The sequence below is a fragment of the Parvibaculum sp. MBR-TMA-1.3b-4.2 genome (assembly GCF_053628815.1).
The window spans coordinates 3,632,901-3,650,118 of the sequence record NZ_JBRJHC010000001.1 but is presented as its reverse complement, the minus strand read 5'-3'; the positions used below and the strand labels follow the sequence as shown (position 1 = coordinate 3,650,118).

Sequence of the window (17,218 nt, the reverse complement as noted above, 5' to 3'; positions counted from 1 at the left end):
TCGCATCGCTTTTTAACGCCGGGGCCGCGCAAGCGGCAGCGGAGCGGAGAGAGTAGTCCGCATATCCGCACCCGGCGTTTCCACCTCACGGCCAGCCGCCCCGGCACCATCCGGTCGGTCGGCCGGGGGCACGCTCCCCGAAGACTCAACCTCGGACAAGGACGGACGCGAGAGCGGCACAAGCACCTGCCCGCGAACCTCTTCCGTCCCGGCCGATGCATCGTCGGACATATCCGGCGGCAAATCGGCAGGCGGCGCAGTGACGGCCGCCTCCCCCTTTGCCGCACCCCCCAGCAAGACCGTCGCATCCTGCCAGCGCAATATGAGCGGCCCGCCAATGGCGCTTACATCCGCGCAGCGCGCCTGCGGCATCCGCCCCCGCGCGCATTGCACGGTCGAGCGCACAAGCTGCATCTCGAACTTGGCGCGGCGCAGGAATTCGCCGAAATGCTTCTTGTCCTGCACGTCCTTCACGAGCCGGAGAATTTCTCGGCAATCGGCGGTCTGGCGATCAAGCAGTTCGTCCAAGGCCGCTTGCGGGAAAACATCGTTGGGCGGTCCGCTTCGGCAGATACGCCAGATGACATCCACGCTGGCATAATCGTAAAGCAGAATAAGCGCCCGCATATCGTCCGGCAGCGCCGCATATTGGCGCGCCACATCGCGTGGCGACCATTCCGTATAACGATCGACGAAACGCACGACATCGACCGGCGCTTGTGGCGCGGGGCGATAATCGGGCGATGACGCTTTGCGGGCGTCTTCGTTCAGGAAGGAATATTCCCGCGCCGAAGCAATATCGGGCAGGCCCTTCGCATTGGACGGAATGAAAAGGAATTGAACACCGAGGGGCCGCTTCTCAAGATGAAAGAAGGCGGCGGATGCCTTGCCGCCAATAATCAGAGAGCCTTCCGCGCCCTTCGCCGAACGCTCGCCCGACAGGCGGTATTCGAGCCCCTCGCGCGGCCGGAACGCACCTTCGATGCGCTCCCCCGTTTCGTTGAGCACGAGCGACATGCCCGCCCCGGCACCGATCCCCTCATAACGTCCCGACAGCCCGGCGGCGCTGAGTGGCAAGGCGGATGCCGCCAGCAGAAGAATCGCCAGCAACACCCCTTGCAGGAACGGCGGGACGCGACCGTACGAAAACCACTCTCCAGCCTGATCCGCCCCGCCCCGCATCCGCTCTCCTTCGGCTTACTTGCCCTTGAACTCGGGCTTGCGCTTTTCGATGAAGGCCGTCATGCCCTCGCGCAGATCTTCCGTCTTCATCAGCGGCAGAAGCTGGAGATAGACGTGATGGACATGCTCCGGGAACGGCTCGTTCAGCCCCATCCGCATCATGCGCTTCGACGCCTGCACGGCGAGCGGCGCATTGGCGGCGATCTCCCCGGCCATTTCCATGGCGCGCTCCATCAGCTTTTCATTGTCGACCACTTCCGAGGCAAGTCCCCATTCGACCGATTCCTCGGCGCTGAGCGTGCGGCCGGTGAAAATGAGTTCCGCCGCCTTGGACCAGCCCAGCAGACGCGGCAGGATCCAGGTGCCGCCCGATTCCGGCACCAGCCCGCGCTTGGTGAAGGCCGCGGCAAGTTTCGCCGACTTCGCCATGATACGAATATCGCAGCCCATCGCCGTATCCATGCCATAGCCCGCCGCGCCGCCATTCAGCGCACAGATGGTCGGCTTCTCCATCGCCTGAAGCACCGTCGGCGGCGTGTACTTCAGATCGAGCGAGGTCGGCTGCGACGCGCCGGTCAGAATACCGCCGCCCTGCCCGGGCCTCAGGTCGAGCCCGGCGCAAAAGGCGCGTCCCGCCCCCGTCAGCACGACGACGCGCACATCCGGATCGCCATCCGCTTCCAGCAGACAATCCGTAAGCTGATTGAGCATGGACGCGGAAATCGTATTCATCCGCTCCGGCGCATTGAGCGTGATGGTCGCGATATGATCCGCAACCTCGTAAAGCACCTCCTGTGGTGCCGCGGTGCTGTCCTCGGCAACGCTCATGGTCTCAACTCCCTGATCTGTTGTTTCAAAGCCGTTTCATTAATGACGGTCGGGACAGTCTATCAGCCGATAGCGCCCCGTCTAACGCCGATCCCTCACTCGCAGGCCGGGCCCTCAAGCGCCGGGTAGAGCACCCGGTCGCCTGCGGAAATGTCTCGCGCAGCCAGTTCTCCCGCGCCGACCTCCAGCACGGCGAAGACATCCCTGTCCGGACCGATCCCCGCGAGCGAATAGGGCTCGGTCCCGGCCGCGATATCCAGAATATCGCCATTGCGATCCAGAAACGCGATGTCGAGGGAAACCGGCGTATCCTTCATCCAGAAGCTGACCCGCCGGCAGCCCTCATAGATAAAGAGCATTCCCTGCCCCCGCGGCAGCGTCTCGCGCCCCTGAAGCCCGCGCAGCCTTTCGGCATTATCGTCGGCGATTTCAACCTGGAAATCATGCCTGCCGCCCTGCCCGGCGATAGCGAGCGGGCGAAGCCCCTCCGAACCCGCCTGAGCTTCCGCCGCCATCGCGCAAGACGGCAGCGAAACCGAGAGCAGCGCGGCGAGAAGGACCAGCCGGCGCATCAGCCGATTTTCTTCAGGCCGCCCGCATAGCGCTTCCAGTTCTGCACATAGTGCTCGGCGGAAAGGCGCAGCGCTTCATACTGTTCTTTCTCCAGCGTCCTGACCACCTTGCCCGGCGCGCCCAGTACCATGGAATAGTCAGGGATTTCCTTGTTCTCCGCGATCAGCGTATTGGCGCCGATCAGGCAGCCTTTCCCGATCTTGGTGTTGTTGAGAATGATGCTGCCGATACCCACCAGACTTCCCTCGCCGATCGTACAGCCATGCAGCATCACCATATGACCGATGGTCACGTCCTTCTCGATGGTGAGCGGCGATCCCATATCGGTATGCAGCACGGAGCCGTCCTGCACATTGGAGTTTTCGCCGATGGTGATGAGCTCATTGTCCCCGCGCAGAACCGCGTTGAACCAGACGCTGGCATTCTTCTCCAGCTTCACATTGCCCATGACCTGCGCATCCGGCGCGACCCAATAGTCGCCCTCGCCCGGTAGAATCGGCTGCGTGTCGCCCAGCGCATAGATGGCCATGTCTTTTACTCCCTGTTCTCGGTTCTCTTTGCCCGCGACTATGCCCGCTCATGCGCTGCGCGCCAATAGCGCGGTCATCCGCTTGTCATTCAATCGTCATGGGCCAACCATAGCTTTTCGGCCTGCTTTGAAATCAGGAGAGCATGATGGCGGATGGCGATTCTTTCGACCGGCAACTGGAAACGGCTGACGACGAACCGGCCGCAAGGGAAACGGCGCCCTCGCTGAACGAAATCTGGGACCGGCGCATCGGCCGTCGCGGCCTCCTGAAAGGAATGCGCAATGCCGCCCTGCTGGCCGGTGTGGCCTCCGCGCCTCTGGCGCTCGCCGCCTGCGACGATACCGGCGAACCGCAGAAGGCCGCCGAACCGGAAAAGCCGAACCCCACCCGCTTCAAATTCACTGAAATCGAGCATGGCGTGGATGAAACCCATCATGTCGCGCGCGGCTATCGCGCCGAGCCCATCCTGCGCTGGGGCGACCCGATCCTGAAGGACGCCCCGGAATTCGATCCGATGGAACAGACCGCCGCCGCCCAGCGCCGGCAATTCGGCTACAACAACGACTATGTAGGCTTCGTGCCGCTTCCCTATGGCACCGATGCAAGCGACCGGGGCCTTCTCTGCGTCAATCATGAGTTCACCTCCGATCCCGTCATGCTGCCCGGCATCGCCGGCAAGGACCCGCGCGAAGTGCTGACGCGCGAGCAGGTGGACGTGACCATGGCCGCCCATGGCGGGTCCATCGTCGAGATCCGCCGCGACGAAAACGGAAACTGGAAACCCGTACCGGACAGCGATTTCAACCGCCGCATCACGGCTCTCGATACGCAGATCGAGATCGCCGGCCCCGCCGCGCATCATCCGCGCATGCGCACCGGCGAAGACCCGGTCGGCGGCACCGTCATCGGCACGTTCAACAATTGCGCCGGCGGCATCACGCCCTGGGGCACCTACCTCATGGCCGAAGAGAATGTGAACATGTACTTCATGGGCGACCCCGAAGGGCACCCGGAAGCCGACAAGCTGAAGCGCATGGGCATTCCCACGACCATGTATGGCTGGGGCCGTTTCCACAAACGCTTCGACATTTCTCAGGAGCCCAATGAGCCGAACCGCTTCGGCTGGGTGGTGGAAGTCGATCCGCTGAACCCGACCGCACAGCCCAAAAAGCGCACGGCGCTCGGCCGCTTCAAACATGAAGGTTGCGAAAGCATCGTCGCGCAGGATGGACGCCTCGTCGTCTATATGGGCGACGATCAGCGCTTCGAATATCTCTATAAATTCGTCAGCCGGGACCCGGTGGATCTGGTCAACCGCGAGGCCAATGCCGACCTGCTGGATTACGGCACGCTCTATGTGGCGCGCTTCAACGAGGACGGCACCGGCAAATGGCTTCCTCTGGTTTACGGCTGGGGCCCGCTGACGGAGGAAAACGGCTTCCGGTCGCAGGCCGATGTCGTCATCGATGCGCGCCTGGCCGCCGACCTCATGAAGGCCACTCCCATGGACCGCCCCGAAGACGTGCAGCCCAATCCGGTCACCAACCGCGTTTATGTCTCGCTGACCAACAACAACAAGCGCAAGCAAGACCAGACCGACAAGATGAACCCGCGTGCGAAAAACGAATGGGGCCAGATCGTCGAAATCGAACCCTTCGCGCAGGACCACGCCGAGGAGGTGTTCGGCTGGAACATGGTCGTGCTGTGCGGCAATCCCGCCGACGAAGCGACAGGCGCAAGCTGGAACGACGAAACCTCGGAAAACGGCTGGTTCGCCTGTCCCGATAATCTCGCCGTGGACAAGGCCGGCCGTCTCTGGGTCGCCACCGACCAGGGCCGCGCATGGCCGGAGGTAACGGGCTCGGCGGACGGTATCTTTGCGCTGGAGACGGAGGGCGAGTATCGCGGCACGGGCCGCATGTTCTTCCGCGTGCCCGTTGGCGCCGAAATGTGCGGCCCCTGCTTTACGCCGGACAGCGCCACCCTCTTCGTGGCCGTCCAGCATCCCGGCACCGACGGAACCGGATCTTTCAAGGGCTTCGAACGCAAGTCCACATTCGAAGATCCGGCCACGCGCTGGCCGGATTTCAGGGACGACATGCCGCCCCGCCCCTCCATCGTTGCCATCACGCGCGAGGATGGCGGCGAAATCGCGACCTGAGCGGCCCCGGGAGCCTCAAGGTTGCGTCAGGCAGCCCGATGGCCCAAGCTGGCACATGGGGCACGGAATGACGCGGCAAAACCATCGCGCGGCAAGCGATGAGGTGGGGGCAGTCCATGCGTGGCGTACTGACGATCATCCTTCTTCTGGTGGCGGCACCTTTCATATTCATTTTCGCTCTGCAGAAGGGCTGGCTTGAAGGCTATGTCAATCCTGATGACATTCCGGCCGAACCCTTCATCCGGGCCGAACTTGCCAATGACACCAATGGCGCGGATCTGAGCCGCCGTATCGACAGCGCGCTCGATGAGGACCGGTTCGACGATGCGGTGATGTATCGCGACATTGCAAGCTACATGAACATGCCGCTCGATCCCGACACCGAGGCCCGCCTGAAACAGGAAGAAGGTCTGCCCGCCACCCTGCTGCGGTCTACCGGCGGGTTCTTTTCCGGCTTCGTCACCGGCGAGGGCGACGACACCGCCTCCATGGCCGGCGCCATCACCTCCGACCTCACCGTGGTCGGCGATGTGCGCGACATCGGGTCGGAAGGCGGCAAGATGATCCAGGGCGAGGACTATTCTCAGTTCATCCTCGGCCTGTCCGTGGTCGGCCTTGCCGCAACGACCGCCACAGTGGCGACGGGCGGCGGCGGCCTGCCCGCCCGGATCGGGGTCTCCATTCTGAAAGTCGCGAAAAAAGCAGGCCGCATCACCGAAGCCTTCGCGAAGAACGTTGCGCGGCTCCTGCGCGAGGCGGTCAATTTCGACAGGCTTCGTGATGTATTGCGCTCGACGGACCTCGCCAACACCTCCGCCACGCGCCGCGCGGTGAGCGAATATGCCGACACGGTCTCCTTTGCGAAGGTAACGCCCCTGCTGGACGATGTAGCTGCCCTGAACAGGACCGCCGGTCCCGCCGAAACCGTCCGTCTACTGAAATATGTGGACAATACGGACGACCTCGCCCGCCTCTCCAAAATGAGCGGCAAGCTCGGCACCAAAACCCGTGGCATTATCGAGATCACCGGCAAGACGAGCCTCAGGGCCTTCAAGTCGGTCGCCAACCTCGTCCTGCTGGCTCTTCATTGGATCTGGGAAATCGGCGCGGCCATCGGCGCCATGTTGTTCGGTGGCGTGGTGCGCTCCGTGCGCAAGCGCCGCCGCCAGCGGCGCATCTTCACCTAGGCAATGGTGGTGAGCACGATATCGAGCACCAGCATCCCTGACAGGAAGCTCCAGCCCGACGCGATGCAGCCGGAAAGAAGCAGCCAGTAAGGCGGGCGGTTTTCATAGACTTGCGCCATCATCGCATTCCGCATGATGACCACCGGGCCTGCGAAAACCAGCGTCAGAATGCCGAGGATCTGCATTCTCGCATTCTCGGAAATGAGGTGGAAGCTCGCTGGCTTGTTCGTCACAAGCCTGTAGAAGCTGCCCGTCAGCCCACCCGACACATATCCCGTCGCCACACAGAAGAGAAACACCATTATCGAACTCATTGCCACTTATCGCCCCCAGCCACCCGTTATTCGCCTGAGTCGAGCCGCGCCACACGCTGCCGTGCCGCCCTGTCATCACGAATTGTCTTATTGTCGATGGAAGTCTTGTTGTTGAGAAGATCGACCGCGAAGCGCTGCACCTCGCTACGGACCCGACCCACGACTGCATCCGGCACGACCTGCCGGTCGAGCAGTTGCACTACATCCGGCCGGCTGACCGCCGCGACAAACGCTTTCGCCGCGCCCCGCCTTGCCGTCTCGCCGATATCGCCCAGCACCGTCTCTGCCGGCACCGTCTCTGACTGTACGGCGCCTTCCGATACCTGATCGTCAGGCCCCAGATCGAACACCATGCCCCCCACCCTGCAGGCCCGGAAATCCGGTGCGCAGGCAAAGGCCATCTGGTCGAGCCAGGCAAGACCGTCCGGCCCCGCGGCCCGGTCCACGGCCCCCCGCACAGGGCCGATATAGGCACCGAATGCGACGGTCATTCCCGCGGCCAGGATCAGTTTTGTAAGTGCTCCACTCATGCGCCCTTATCCGCAAGGGTGGTGCCAGTTCTCACCGCCATGAACCCAAGCACGGGATGCCGGAAATGATCTTTTAATTTCAGTGAGTTAAAGAGATAAGGGAAAGCGGGCGGCAAAGCCGTGCGCCCGGACGTTCCGCTTTGTGCCGTGCAGGATTGAATCTCTGTGCCAGCACGGTACAGGATGGCCCGCGACAAACGCCCCGTAATACGCCCGGGAAAACGAAGAGGGAGGACAGGTCCTTGTCATATGGAAGGCGGTCGAACGAGGAACTGGTGCATGAGCGCCCGGCCTGGATCATCCCGGCCGCCGTCGCCGCGGGTGTGCTGATCCTTTCCGGCTTCTTCCTCTATTACTATTTCGGCCCGACCACGAAGGAGTTGCTCGGCCTCGACCCGCGCGCCAGCATCGACGGCACGCCCGTGGAAGCCATCGTCGCGGACCGGCGCTTCCTGATCCCCGAAAACTATACGCGCTACCCGGCCCAGCGCAGCGGCGGCGCCCGGCGCGAGATAGACATGCACGCCCTCTGGCCCGACATGGCGCCCTACTCCGCCGAGCATGAGCAGGATTTCGCCAATAACGGTCCCGACTCGGACGTGATCTTCTTTTCGTTCAAGGAAACCGAAACGCCGCTCTCGACCGACAAGCGGCTGAAGAACATCTATTCGAAATATCTTGCCTCGCCCAAACCGGAAAAGGACGCAACCGGCCTCGAACGCTTCGCCTTCCGGGAGGACTCAGGGTACGGCGACCAGTTCATGCTGGTGGGACAGGATGCGGACCAGCACACGCTGCTGCTCACCTGCGATCGCGACATGCCGCTGGTGGAAAGCCCCAATTGCAGCCGCACGCTTCTCATCGCCCCGAATCTGGAGCTGACCTACCGCTACAAGCGGACGCATCTGAAGGATTGGGCCGAAATCGACCGGAGGATCCGCGCCCTGGCGGCATCCTTCGACACGACCCGGAAGGTCGACGGCCTGCAAGGCTCTTTCACCGACTGAAGAGCCTTGTCCGGGCCGGACTACTCGGGAAGGTCGAAATCGAGGATCGCCATATTGAAGGCGTAGGAAATCTCGCCCTCGTCCTCGTCGCGGAAGATCACGCCGATGAATTCATCGCCGATATAGACCTCGCCGGAATCGTCCCTCTGCGGGCGCTGACGGACCTCGATGGAGGGCAGCTCGAACTTCGTCCGCAGATAAGCTTCGAGACGGGTAATTTCTTTGCGATCCAAGGGATCCCCCAATGAGTAATCGGTCCAAAAGTCCTGAAAAGCCCCGAACGGGCTGATTCCGGCGATCCCGGGTTTTAACCAACTGAACCGCCCCGTGCAAACGCGCGGGGCCCGAAAAGCGGCAATTCGCCACGCCGCGGGGCCCCCGGTGCGGCGCTTCGCCCGATGGCTTTCCCCTGCTGCCCCGTGAGATGGTTGTTCGTCCCGAACGAGGCGAAGGCCAGTCCCGATGAAGCGCCGCACGCAAAGAATGCTGATCGTATTCGCAGTCCTGCTGACGGCGGCCGCTGCCTTGTCCTTCGCCATCGCGCCAGAACAGGCCATACGCGGGGCAAGGGCGCCGGATTACCCCACCGCCAGCGTCACCGATCCCATGGTGACACTGGCCGAGGGCCGGATGGATCAGCGGCTGGTATAGCCGCCATCCACCACCATTTCCGAGCCGGTCATGAAGCTCGCCTCGTCGCTGGCGAGGAACAGCACCGCATTGGCGATTTCCTTGGCAATGCCGAGCCGCCCGATGGGATGCAGCATGGTGAGAAGCTCACGCATCTCGTTCGCGCCGACCTGCTGGCCGCCCATCTCGCCTTTCGCCATCACATCCTGCACCAGCGGCGTGTCGATATAGCCGGGATGCACGGAATTGACGCGAATGTCGTATCCCGCTTCCGCACATTCGAGCGCCGCCGACTTGGTGAGCAGCCTGACGCCGCCCTTCGCCGCATTATAGTCCGACGCATTCGGCTGCCCGACCAGGCCCAGAATAGACGAGATATTGATGATGGCGCCGCCACCGCCCGCGCCTGAATATTTCTTGATGGTGCGGATGCCCCATTTGCAGCCGAGGAACACGCTGTCGAGATCGATGGCGATCACATGGCGCCAGCTTTCCAGAGTCTTTTCCTCGATGGAGGTGGAATCGGGCGCAATGCCCGCATTGTTCACCACGATATGAAGCGCGCCGAATTTCTCCTCCGCGAGCGTTACCGCGGCTTCCCACTGCGCCTCGTCGGTCACGTCATGGGCGATAAAAGCCGCCGCCCCGCCCGCATTGGCAATCTCATCGGCAATCGCCTGCCCCGCATCGGCGTCCACATCCGTGCAGACGATGCTGGCGCCTTCTTCCGCGAGCCGCTTTGCCGTTGCCGCGCCGATGCCCTTTGCCGCGCCCGTTACCAGCGCCACCTTGCCTTGAAGCCGTCCCATCCCTGTCTCCTTCTTATGTTCCGAGGATTTTTCTCTTATTGAGCTTTCCCTCATTGTGGCCCGCGCACGCGCCGCTTCCAATCGAGAAAACGACGCCAAGCCGTGCTATAGAGCCCGAAAGCGCTCGAAAAGAGCTTTCCATGAAAGAGCAGAGACAGAGGACCCATGGCCGTCGCACTCATCATCACCTTCGAAACCGACCAGCCGGACAGCATCCTGACCCAGCTCCGCGCCTATAAGGAGCGTGAACTGGACCGCAACGCGCCGGATGGCTTCATAAGCGTCGAATTGAAGGAAGAAGACGGCAAGGTCGTCTATCGCACGGAATGGGCCGACAAGGAGGCAATGGACGAGGTGACGGACAGCGCCCCCTGGGAAGCCAGCCTCGACCTCTGCGACATTTACGCCGATGACCGAAAAGACGAGATTGTGGAGCTATAATGGCTTCACCCATTCACAAATCTCGTTGATCCCATGACAGACGCTGCCGGCTACCCCGCCAACTCCTATTACGTCGCCACGGCAAACGGTATCGAGCCCGTAAGCCCTCTCATGGGCGATGAAAAGGCCGATGTCTGCATCGTCGGCGCGGGCTATACCGGCCTGTCGGCAGCGATCCACCTGGCCGAGCGCGGCTATGCCGTCACCCTTCTGGAGGCCGAGCGCGTCGGCTTCGGCGCCTCGGGCCGCAATGGCGGCCAGCTCGGCACCGGTCAGCGCCACGATCAGGAAACGCTGGAAAAGGAACTGGGCGACGAATGGGCCGCCCGCCTCTGGGAGCTGGCGAAAGACAGCGTCGCGACCGTCAAGGGCCTCATCGAGCAGCATGACATCCAGTGCGACCTGAAACCCGGCGTGCTGCATGCCGCCTGGAAGAAAGGCGATGCGGAGTGGCTGAAAGACGAAGCCGCTCATATGCAGGACAAATACGGCTACGATCAGGTTCGCTACGTCCCGCGCGACGAGATCCGCGGCATGGTCGACACCGACCGCTATTGGGGCGGCAATCTCGATATGGGCGGCGCGCATCTCCACCCGCTCAATTACGCGCTGGGTCTCGCCCGCGCCGCACGCTCGCTGGGCGTGACGATCCACGAGCAATCCCGCGTGGTGGACATCAGCCACACCGATCCCGCCGTCGTGAAGACGGACAAGGGCTCGGTCACGGCGCCGCATGTCGTACTGGCCTGCAACGGCTATCTGGGCAAGCTGGAACCGCGCGTCGCAGGCATGATCATGCCCATCAATAATTTCATCATCGCGACCGAACCCTTGAGCGACGCCGATGCGCGCAAGCTCATTCGAGACGACGTCTGCGTTCAGGACACGAAATTCGTCATCGACTATTACCGTCTTTCCGCCGACAACCGCTTGCTCTTCGGCGGCGGCGAAAACTACTCGCCCAACTTCCCGAAGGACATTGCGGGCTTCGTCAGGAAGCCGATGTCGCTCGCCTTCCCGCAGTTCAAGGATATCCGCATCGACTATGCCTGGGGCGGCACGCTCGCCATCACGCTGAAGCGCATGCCGCATTTCGGCCGGCTCGCGCCGAACCTCATCTATGCGCATGGCTATTCGGGACAGGGCATCAACATGGCGACGCTGGGCGGCAAGCTGGTCGCCGAAGCCGTCGCCGGACAGGCCGAACGCTTCGACTGGATGGCCGATCTCAAAACGCCGAAATTCCCGGGCGGCACGCTACTGCGCTATCCGGGCCTTGTGGCCGGCATGCTCTGGTATGCGATGAAGGACCGTCTGCCGGGCTAGCGGCATTCTCTTTACTGTCATCCCGGCTTTATGCCGGGACCCAGGGGCGACAGGCGCAGAGCAAGAGGCCCTGGCCCCCGGGACAAGCCCGGGGTGACAACAAGAAATTGATTTCAGGACTGGCCGTAACCGCCTACTGCCCCGACCCTTCATCCGCTTCCGGGATGACATGGTCCATGGCATGGCTCGGCTTGTCGCAGCCCGCGCAACCCACGATCTTCGCAGGCACGCCCACCGCCGTGCAGCCTTCCGGCACGTCATGCAGCACAACGCTGCCCGCGCCGATGCGGCTGAACTCGCCGATCTGGATATTGCCGAGCACCTTGGCGCCCACGCTGATGAGCACGCCGCGCCCGACCTTGGGGTGACGGTCGCCCTGCTCCTTGCCGGTACCGCCCAGCGTCACGTGATGCAGCATGGACACGTCGTCGCCCACCACAGCCGTCTCGCCGATCACAATGCCGGTAGCATGGTCGATGAAAATGCCGCGCCCGAGTCGCGCCGCCGGATGAATGTCCACCGCGAAGAGGTCTGAAATCCGGTTCTGCAGGAAGAGCGCGATGGCCTTGCGCCCCTGCCCCCAGAGCCAATGCGCCACGCGGTAGGACTGGAGCGCGTGGAAGCCCTTGAAGTAGAGGATGGGCTGGATATAGGTGCTGCAGGCCGGGTCGCGCTCGTAATAGGCGACGACATCGGCCCGCGTGCTTTCGCCGATCGAGGCATCCGCCTTCAGCGCTTCGTCGAACAGCTCGCGAAGCTGCATGGAATGCACTTCGTCATTCCCCAGCTTCTGCGCGAGGTGATAGGAGAGCGCATCGTTGAAGGTACGGTGATTGAGAATGGTCGCGTAAAGGAAACTGGCGAGAATCGGTTCGCCCGACGCCATCTCCGAGGCTTCCTCGCGCACGCGCTCCCATACCGGGTCGCACACGGCAAGGTTCTGCTTGGCGTTTTCCCTTTCAGCCGGCTTAGACATGGCTCGACCCTTCCCTCTGGCCATTCCCCTGAACGTCTTGTCCATGACAGGTTCGGGGCGCGAAATGCCGCTTTGCGCCTCACCGAAGCATGGCGCAGATTGCTGTGAGATTAACACATAGGGGGCAGGGAAACGAGTTCAATAGAAGAACTGACCCCTGCCCCGCCGCGACGTGAATTTGAGGAAAAGACATGCCCATCGCGAAGGTCGGAGATATCGAAATCCACTATGAGCGCGCCGGAGAGGGCCCCCGCCTCCTCTTCATCTCCGGGACGGGCGGCGATCTGCGCAACAAGCCCAATGTCATGGACGGGCCCCTCCCGAAGCATTTCGACACGCTGGCCTATGACCAGCGCGGCCTCGGCCAGACTGCGAAACCGGATGAGCCCTATTCCATGGCCCAATATGCCGAGGATGCGGTGAACCTGATGAACGCCATCGGCTGGCAGTCGGCCATGGTGATCGGCGTCTCCTTCGGCGGCATGGTGGCGCAGGAACTGGCGATCGCGCACCCGCATGCGGTCGAGGCGATGGTGCTCGCCTGCACCTCGCCCGGCGGTGAGGGCGGCGCCTCCTACCCGCTGCATGAATTGCAGGAAATGACGCGCGAGGAGCGCGCCCGCCACATGATCCCGATTTCGGACACCCGGCATGACGAAGCCTGGGCGAAGGCCAATCCCGACACCTATGAACAGCTCGTCGCCATGGCCGCCGCCGATCCTTTCGCCGACGAGCCGGGTCACGCAATGGGTCAGCGCCGCCAGCTCGAGGCCCGCGCGCAGCACGACACCTGGGACCGCTTGAGCGACATCCGCTCCCCCACCCTCATCTGCGCCGGCAGATATGACGGCATCGCAAAGCCCGAGACCCAGGAGAAAATGGTCTCCCGCATCCCCCATGCCGAGCTCAAATTCTACGAAGGCGGCCACCTCTTCATGCTGCAGGACAAACAGGCCTTCGCGGACATGATCTCGTTCCTGACGGGCGGCGTGATCTGAGCGGCAGGCCGGCGGGTGGATATCAGCGCGTAGAATAGTCCCTATAACCATTTGAAATAGCTGCCGAAAAATACTCCCTCGCCCCGGGCCTTGCTTGTTGCCCTTCCATTAATGCCATACATTACCCCTCAAAATAAGGCTGGCACGCGAGGAGGACGCTATGGGCCGCAAGATACTTTTCATCACGACGGACCAGATGCGCTTCGACGCCATCGGCGCGAACGGCAACAAGGTGGCCCGCACGCCCGCGATCGACAAACTCGCGGCGGAAGGCATCAACTATTCCCGCGCGCATAACCAGAACGTCGTCTGCATGCCCGCTCGCTCCACCATGATTACGGGGCAATATGTCTCGACCCATGGCGTCTGGATGAACGGCGTGCCGCTGCCCGCCGACGCCCCCAGCGTCGCGGCGGAACTGCATGACAGGAAGGGATACAAGACCTCGCTCATCGGCAAGGCGCATTTCGAACCCTTCCTCGATCCGGAACTGAAATTCTATGAAAACCGCATGGCCCGCGTCGGCGAATATGGCCCCCATCGCGGCTTTGACCATATGGAACTGGCGAGCCACTCCCCGCTCATCCTTCACTACAATGAATGGATGAAGAAGCACGACCCGGAAGGGCTGAAGGGCTTCTACCGGAACCTCAACGACAAGTTTCAGGTGAATGCGGCAGGCGGCGGTGAAACGGGCGGCTGCCAGCTTCACTATAACCCGATCAGTCGCGAGCATTATCACACCGACTGGGTGGCCGACCGCACCGTCGCCTGGCTCGATAGTCTGCAGGCGGATGATGACTGGTTCTGCTGGATGTCCTTCCCCGACCCGCACCATCCCTGGGATCCGCCGCAATCGGAACTCAACCGCCATCCCTGGAAGGAAACGCCCCTGCCCGATTTCTATCCGGGCTCGAAGGACAAGATCGAGGACATCCTCAAAGGCAAGCCGCGCCACTGGATGGAATATTACACCGGCGAGCGCGTGACGAATTTCGAGGCGCCGCCGGAATTCCGTCCCTGCGACATGACCGCCGATCAGGTACAGGAGATCAACGCCTTCACCCATGTCGAAAACGAATTGATCGACGAGGCCGTCGCAAAGGTCATGGCGCATATCGAGGCGCGCGGCTGGGGCGACGATGTGGATGTGATCTTCACCACCGACCATGGCGAGTTTCAGGGCGAATACGGCCTCCTCTTCAAGGGTCCCTATCACGTCGACGCGCTGATGCGCCTGCCCTTCATCTGGCGCCCTGCGAAGTCGGCGGGCGTCGCGCCCGGCGCGGTGTCGAAGCCCGTCGGTCAGGTGGATCTGGCTCCCACATTCTGCGAGATCGCCGGCCTCGACGTGCCGGACTGGATGCAGGGCCAGCCGCTCCCGCTCACCGACACGCAGGCCGACAAACAGGGCCGTGAGCGCGTCTTCACCGAATGGGACTGCAAACATGTGGACGGCACCACGGTAAACCTCAGGACCATCCATCGCGACGGCTACACCATCACCGCCTACCTGCCCGGCACCATCTATGACGGCACCGAAGGCGAGCTTTACGACCTGAAGGAAGACCCGCGCCAATGGCGCAACCTCTGGGACGACCCGGCCTATGCCGCGCTGAAATCGGACCTGCTGGCGGATCTGAAAGACCACATGCCGCCCGTCCGCGAGGACAAGCTGGAATTCGTGGCGCCGGTGTAGACCAACAACTGACGCTGTCATTGCCGGGCTCGACCCGGCAATCCAGCGCGTAAATGCGCGGCAACGCCGCTCTGGATGCCCGGGTCGAGCCCGGGCATGACAGGCTGAGAGTGCGCGACACCCGGCCCTCCCCGGTTGCCACCGGCCCCCGCGGCGGCTATGCCCTTTGGGCCGGAAAATTGAGCGAGGTCTCCCATGTCGTCCGCCACACCCGAAATGATCGTGAAGAAGGAAGCCCATATCGGGTGGATGACCTTCAACAATCCCTTGCGAATGAACGCGGTCACGCTGGATATGTGGAAGGCGATCCCGGAGATCGTCGCCGATTTCGAGGCCGATCCCGATATCCGCGTCATGGTGCTGACCGGCGCGGGCGACCGGGCCTTCGTGGCGGGCGCCGACATTTCGCAATTCGAGGAGAACCGCTCCTCCGCCGATGCCGTCAATTCCTATGACGAGATTTCGGGCCGCGCCTTTGCCGCCATCGCGGAAACGAAACTGCCCACCATCGCCATGATCCATGGCTATTGCATCGGCGGCGGCCTCGGCATCGCGCTCTCCTGCGATATCCGCATCGCGGCCGATCACTCCACCTTCGCCATTCCGGCCGCAAAGCTCGGCCTTGCCTATCCGCTGGAAGGCACGCACCGTCTGGTCGAAATCGTCGGCCCCTCCTTCGCCAAGGAAATCTTCTACACCGCCCGCCAGTTCAGCGCGGAAGAAGCCCTGCAGATGGGCCTCATCAATCGCAGCGTGGAAGCGAAAAACCTCGAACAGACCACCCACGCCATGTGCGCGCAGATCGCCGAGAACGCTCCGCTCACCGTGACGGCGGAAAAACGCATCATCGACGAACTGGTGAAGGAGCCGGGCAATTTCGACCGCGCGAAATGCGAAGCCCTCGCCGCGGAATGTTTTTCGAGCGAAGATTACGCGGAGGGCCGCGCGGCCTTCATGCAAAAAAGAAAGCCCCAGTTCAAAGGACGGTAAAGTCCGGGGACACAAACAAGAAAATCTGGAGGAAACATGGGAAGGCTCGACGGCAAGGTCGCCATCATCACGGGCGGCACGAGCGGCATTGGCCGCGGCACGGTGGATCTGTTCCTGAAGGAAGGCGCGAAAGTCGTTTGCGGTGACCTGCAGGACCACAAGGGCGAGGAAATGGTGCGCGAGCTTGGAGACAATTTCTCCTATTGCCGCACCAATGTCGCCCATGAAGCCGAAGTGAAGGCGCTCGTCGAGCATGCCGTGAAGCGCTACGGCAAGCTCGACGTGATCTTCAACAATGCCGGTTTCGGCGGCGTCGGCGGCGAACTCCATGAAATCGACATGGGCGATGCCTTCGACGAAACGGTCGGCGTGCTGCTGAAGGGCGTTTTCCTCGGCTACAAATATGCCGTGCCGGAAATGAAGAAAAACGGCGGCGGCAGCATCATCTCCACCGCCTCCGTGGCGGGCCTTCAGGCGGGCTTCGGGCCGCATGTCTATTCGGCCTGCAAGGCGGCGGTACTGCATCTGGCGCGCTCTGCCGTGCTGGAACTCTCCCCCCTCAACATCCGCTCCAACGCGATCTGCCCGGGGGGCATCGCCACCTCGATCTTCGGATCGGGTCTTGGCCTCGGCACGCAGGTGGCCGATCAGTTCGGGGAATTCATGAAGCCGCGTCTGGCGAAGATCCAGCCCATCGCGCGCGCCGGCTTGCCGAACGACATTGCCGAAACGGCGCTCTTCCTGGCCTCCGACGCCTCGACCTTCGTGACCGGTCAGGCCATCGCCGTCGATGGCGGCCTCACCGCCGGACCGATGAATTCGCTCGGCAAGCGGATCGACTTCGAGGAAACAATCAACGAATTCCTCTCCACCCTGCCGGAAGACATGAAACAGCCCCAGAGCTGAGGTCTCACCTCTGCCAAGGGGCTGGTTCAAAACTGTCCGTCTGACAGCGAGCGGATCCCGGGCAGCTTGAATTGCGACGCAATTCAGGATGATCGGGAAAATCTGCTCGCCACTCGAAAGACTAGGTCGTT

Annotated in this window: 19 protein-coding genes; 10 read left to right on the top strand and 9 right to left on the bottom strand. The window is 62.5% G+C overall.

Annotated elements, in window-relative coordinates:
- Nucleotides 1-12: 12 nt before the first annotated feature.
- From ACSSVQ_RS17470 to ACSSVQ_RS17455, 4 genes are all read right to left on the bottom strand, one after another.
- Nucleotides 13-1,110, bottom strand: a complete 1,098-nt coding sequence (locus ACSSVQ_RS17470) for a hypothetical protein (protein WP_454184560.1) — start codon at nt 1,108-1,110, stop codon at nt 13-15.
- A gap of 87 nt (nt 1,111-1,197) precedes the next feature.
- A complete protein-coding gene (locus ACSSVQ_RS17465; protein WP_293329334.1) occupies nt 1,198-2,010 on the bottom strand; it encodes an enoyl-CoA hydratase/isomerase family protein in 813 nt (270 codons plus the stop codon).
- Between the two features lie 95 nt (nt 2,011-2,105).
- Nucleotides 2,106-2,582 (bottom strand): DUF192 domain-containing protein, encoded by a 477-nt coding sequence (locus tag ACSSVQ_RS17460; protein WP_454184559.1) that lies wholly within the window; start codon nt 2,580-2,582, stop codon nt 2,106-2,108.
- Nucleotides 2,582-3,112, bottom strand: a complete 531-nt coding sequence (locus ACSSVQ_RS17455; protein WP_293329332.1) for a gamma carbonic anhydrase family protein — start codon at nt 3,110-3,112, stop codon at nt 2,582-2,584. The genes ACSSVQ_RS17460 and ACSSVQ_RS17455 overlap by 1 nt, the downstream gene beginning before the upstream one ends.
- Nucleotides 3,113-3,258: 146 nt before the next feature.
- Between ACSSVQ_RS17455 and ACSSVQ_RS17450 the strand changes: the two genes are divergently transcribed.
- Together ACSSVQ_RS17450 and ACSSVQ_RS17445 are read left to right on the top strand one after the other, a co-directional pair.
- Nucleotides 3,259-5,274, top strand: coding sequence for a PhoX family protein (locus ACSSVQ_RS17450; RefSeq protein WP_454184558.1), 2,016 nt, complete (start codon nt 3,259-3,261; stop codon nt 5,272-5,274).
- 116 nt (nt 5,275-5,390) lie between these two features.
- Nucleotides 5,391-6,461, top strand: coding sequence for a hypothetical protein (locus ACSSVQ_RS17445; protein WP_454184557.1), 1,071 nt, complete (start codon nt 5,391-5,393; stop codon nt 6,459-6,461).
- On the opposite strand, the gene ACSSVQ_RS17440 is transcribed toward ACSSVQ_RS17445, so the two are convergent.
- Together ACSSVQ_RS17440 and ACSSVQ_RS17435 are read right to left on the bottom strand one after the other, a co-directional pair.
- Nucleotides 6,458-6,775, bottom strand: coding sequence for a DUF6949 family protein (locus ACSSVQ_RS17440; RefSeq protein WP_454184556.1), 318 nt, complete (start codon nt 6,773-6,775; stop codon nt 6,458-6,460). The genes ACSSVQ_RS17445 and ACSSVQ_RS17440 overlap by 4 nt on opposite strands.
- A gap of 26 nt (nt 6,776-6,801) precedes the next feature.
- On the bottom strand, nt 6,802-7,305 hold the full coding sequence (locus tag ACSSVQ_RS17435) for a hypothetical protein (RefSeq protein ID WP_454184555.1): 504 nt from the start codon (nt 7,303-7,305) through the stop codon (nt 6,802-6,804).
- A 242-nt stretch (nt 7,306-7,547) separates the two neighbouring features.
- On the opposite strand from ACSSVQ_RS17435, the gene ACSSVQ_RS17430 reads away from it, so the two are divergent.
- On the top strand, nt 7,548-8,312 hold the full coding sequence (locus ACSSVQ_RS17430) for a hypothetical protein (RefSeq protein ID WP_293325836.1): 765 nt from the start codon (nt 7,548-7,550) through the stop codon (nt 8,310-8,312).
- Nucleotides 8,313-8,332: 20 nt separating this feature from the next.
- Here the strand turns inward: ACSSVQ_RS17430 and ACSSVQ_RS17425 are convergent, their stop codons facing one another.
- The gene (locus ACSSVQ_RS17425) at nt 8,333-8,545 is read right to left on the bottom strand and encodes a DUF3126 family protein (protein WP_454184554.1); all 213 of its coding nucleotides are present in this window, start codon (nt 8,543-8,545) and stop codon (nt 8,333-8,335) included.
- Nucleotides 8,546-8,795: 250 nt separating this feature from the next.
- Here ACSSVQ_RS17425 and ACSSVQ_RS17420 point away from each other — a divergent pair, with 250 nt between their 5' ends.
- Complete coding sequence (locus ACSSVQ_RS17420) at nt 8,796-8,963, top strand: hypothetical protein (protein WP_293325832.1); 168 nt, start codon at nt 8,796-8,798, stop codon at nt 8,961-8,963.
- Here the strand turns inward: ACSSVQ_RS17420 and ACSSVQ_RS17415 are convergent.
- Nucleotides 8,948-9,751 carry a glucose 1-dehydrogenase gene (locus tag ACSSVQ_RS17415; RefSeq protein ID WP_293325829.1) on the bottom strand — a complete coding sequence of 268 codons (804 nt, stop codon included), beginning with the start codon at nt 9,749-9,751 and terminating at the stop codon, nt 8,948-8,950. The two genes, ACSSVQ_RS17420 and ACSSVQ_RS17415, sit on opposite strands and share 16 nt — an antisense overlap.
- A gap of 165 nt (nt 9,752-9,916) precedes the next feature.
- Here ACSSVQ_RS17415 and ACSSVQ_RS17410 point away from each other — a divergent pair, with 165 nt between their 5' ends.
- The gene (locus ACSSVQ_RS17410) at nt 9,917-10,192 is read left to right on the top strand and encodes a hypothetical protein (protein WP_293325826.1); all 276 of its coding nucleotides are present in this window, start codon (nt 9,917-9,919) and stop codon (nt 10,190-10,192) included.
- Nucleotides 10,193-10,225: 33 nt separating this feature from the next.
- Nucleotides 10,226-11,518: an NAD(P)/FAD-dependent oxidoreductase gene (locus ACSSVQ_RS17405; RefSeq protein WP_454184553.1), complete on the top strand. Its 1,293-nt coding sequence runs from the start codon at nt 10,226-10,228 to the stop codon at nt 11,516-11,518.
- Nucleotides 11,519-11,651: 133 nt separating this feature from the next.
- On the opposite strand, the gene cysE is transcribed toward ACSSVQ_RS17405, so the two are convergent.
- The gene (gene cysE / locus ACSSVQ_RS17400; protein ID WP_293325820.1) at nt 11,652-12,494 is read right to left on the bottom strand and encodes a serine O-acetyltransferase; all 843 of its coding nucleotides are present in this window, start codon (nt 12,492-12,494) and stop codon (nt 11,652-11,654) included.
- A 191-nt stretch (nt 12,495-12,685) separates the two neighbouring features.
- On the opposite strand from cysE, the gene ACSSVQ_RS17395 reads away from it, so the two are divergent.
- From ACSSVQ_RS17395 to ACSSVQ_RS17380, 4 genes are all read left to right on the top strand, one after another.
- Nucleotides 12,686-13,492 carry an alpha/beta fold hydrolase gene (locus ACSSVQ_RS17395; protein ID WP_454184552.1) on the top strand — a complete coding sequence of 269 codons (807 nt, stop codon included), beginning with the start codon at nt 12,686-12,688 and terminating at the stop codon, nt 13,490-13,492.
- Between the two features lie 160 nt (nt 13,493-13,652).
- Complete coding sequence (locus ACSSVQ_RS17390; protein ID WP_454184551.1) at nt 13,653-15,191, top strand: sulfatase family protein; 1,539 nt, start codon at nt 13,653-13,655, stop codon at nt 15,189-15,191.
- A gap of 195 nt (nt 15,192-15,386) precedes the next feature.
- A complete protein-coding gene (locus ACSSVQ_RS17385; protein ID WP_454184550.1) occupies nt 15,387-16,181 on the top strand; it encodes an enoyl-CoA hydratase in 795 nt (264 codons plus the stop codon).
- 36 nt (nt 16,182-16,217) lie between these two features.
- Nucleotides 16,218-17,087 carry an SDR family NAD(P)-dependent oxidoreductase gene (locus ACSSVQ_RS17380; RefSeq protein WP_339614104.1) on the top strand — a complete coding sequence of 290 codons (870 nt, stop codon included), beginning with the start codon at nt 16,218-16,220 and terminating at the stop codon, nt 17,085-17,087.
- Nucleotides 17,088-17,218: the final 131 nt, after the last annotated feature.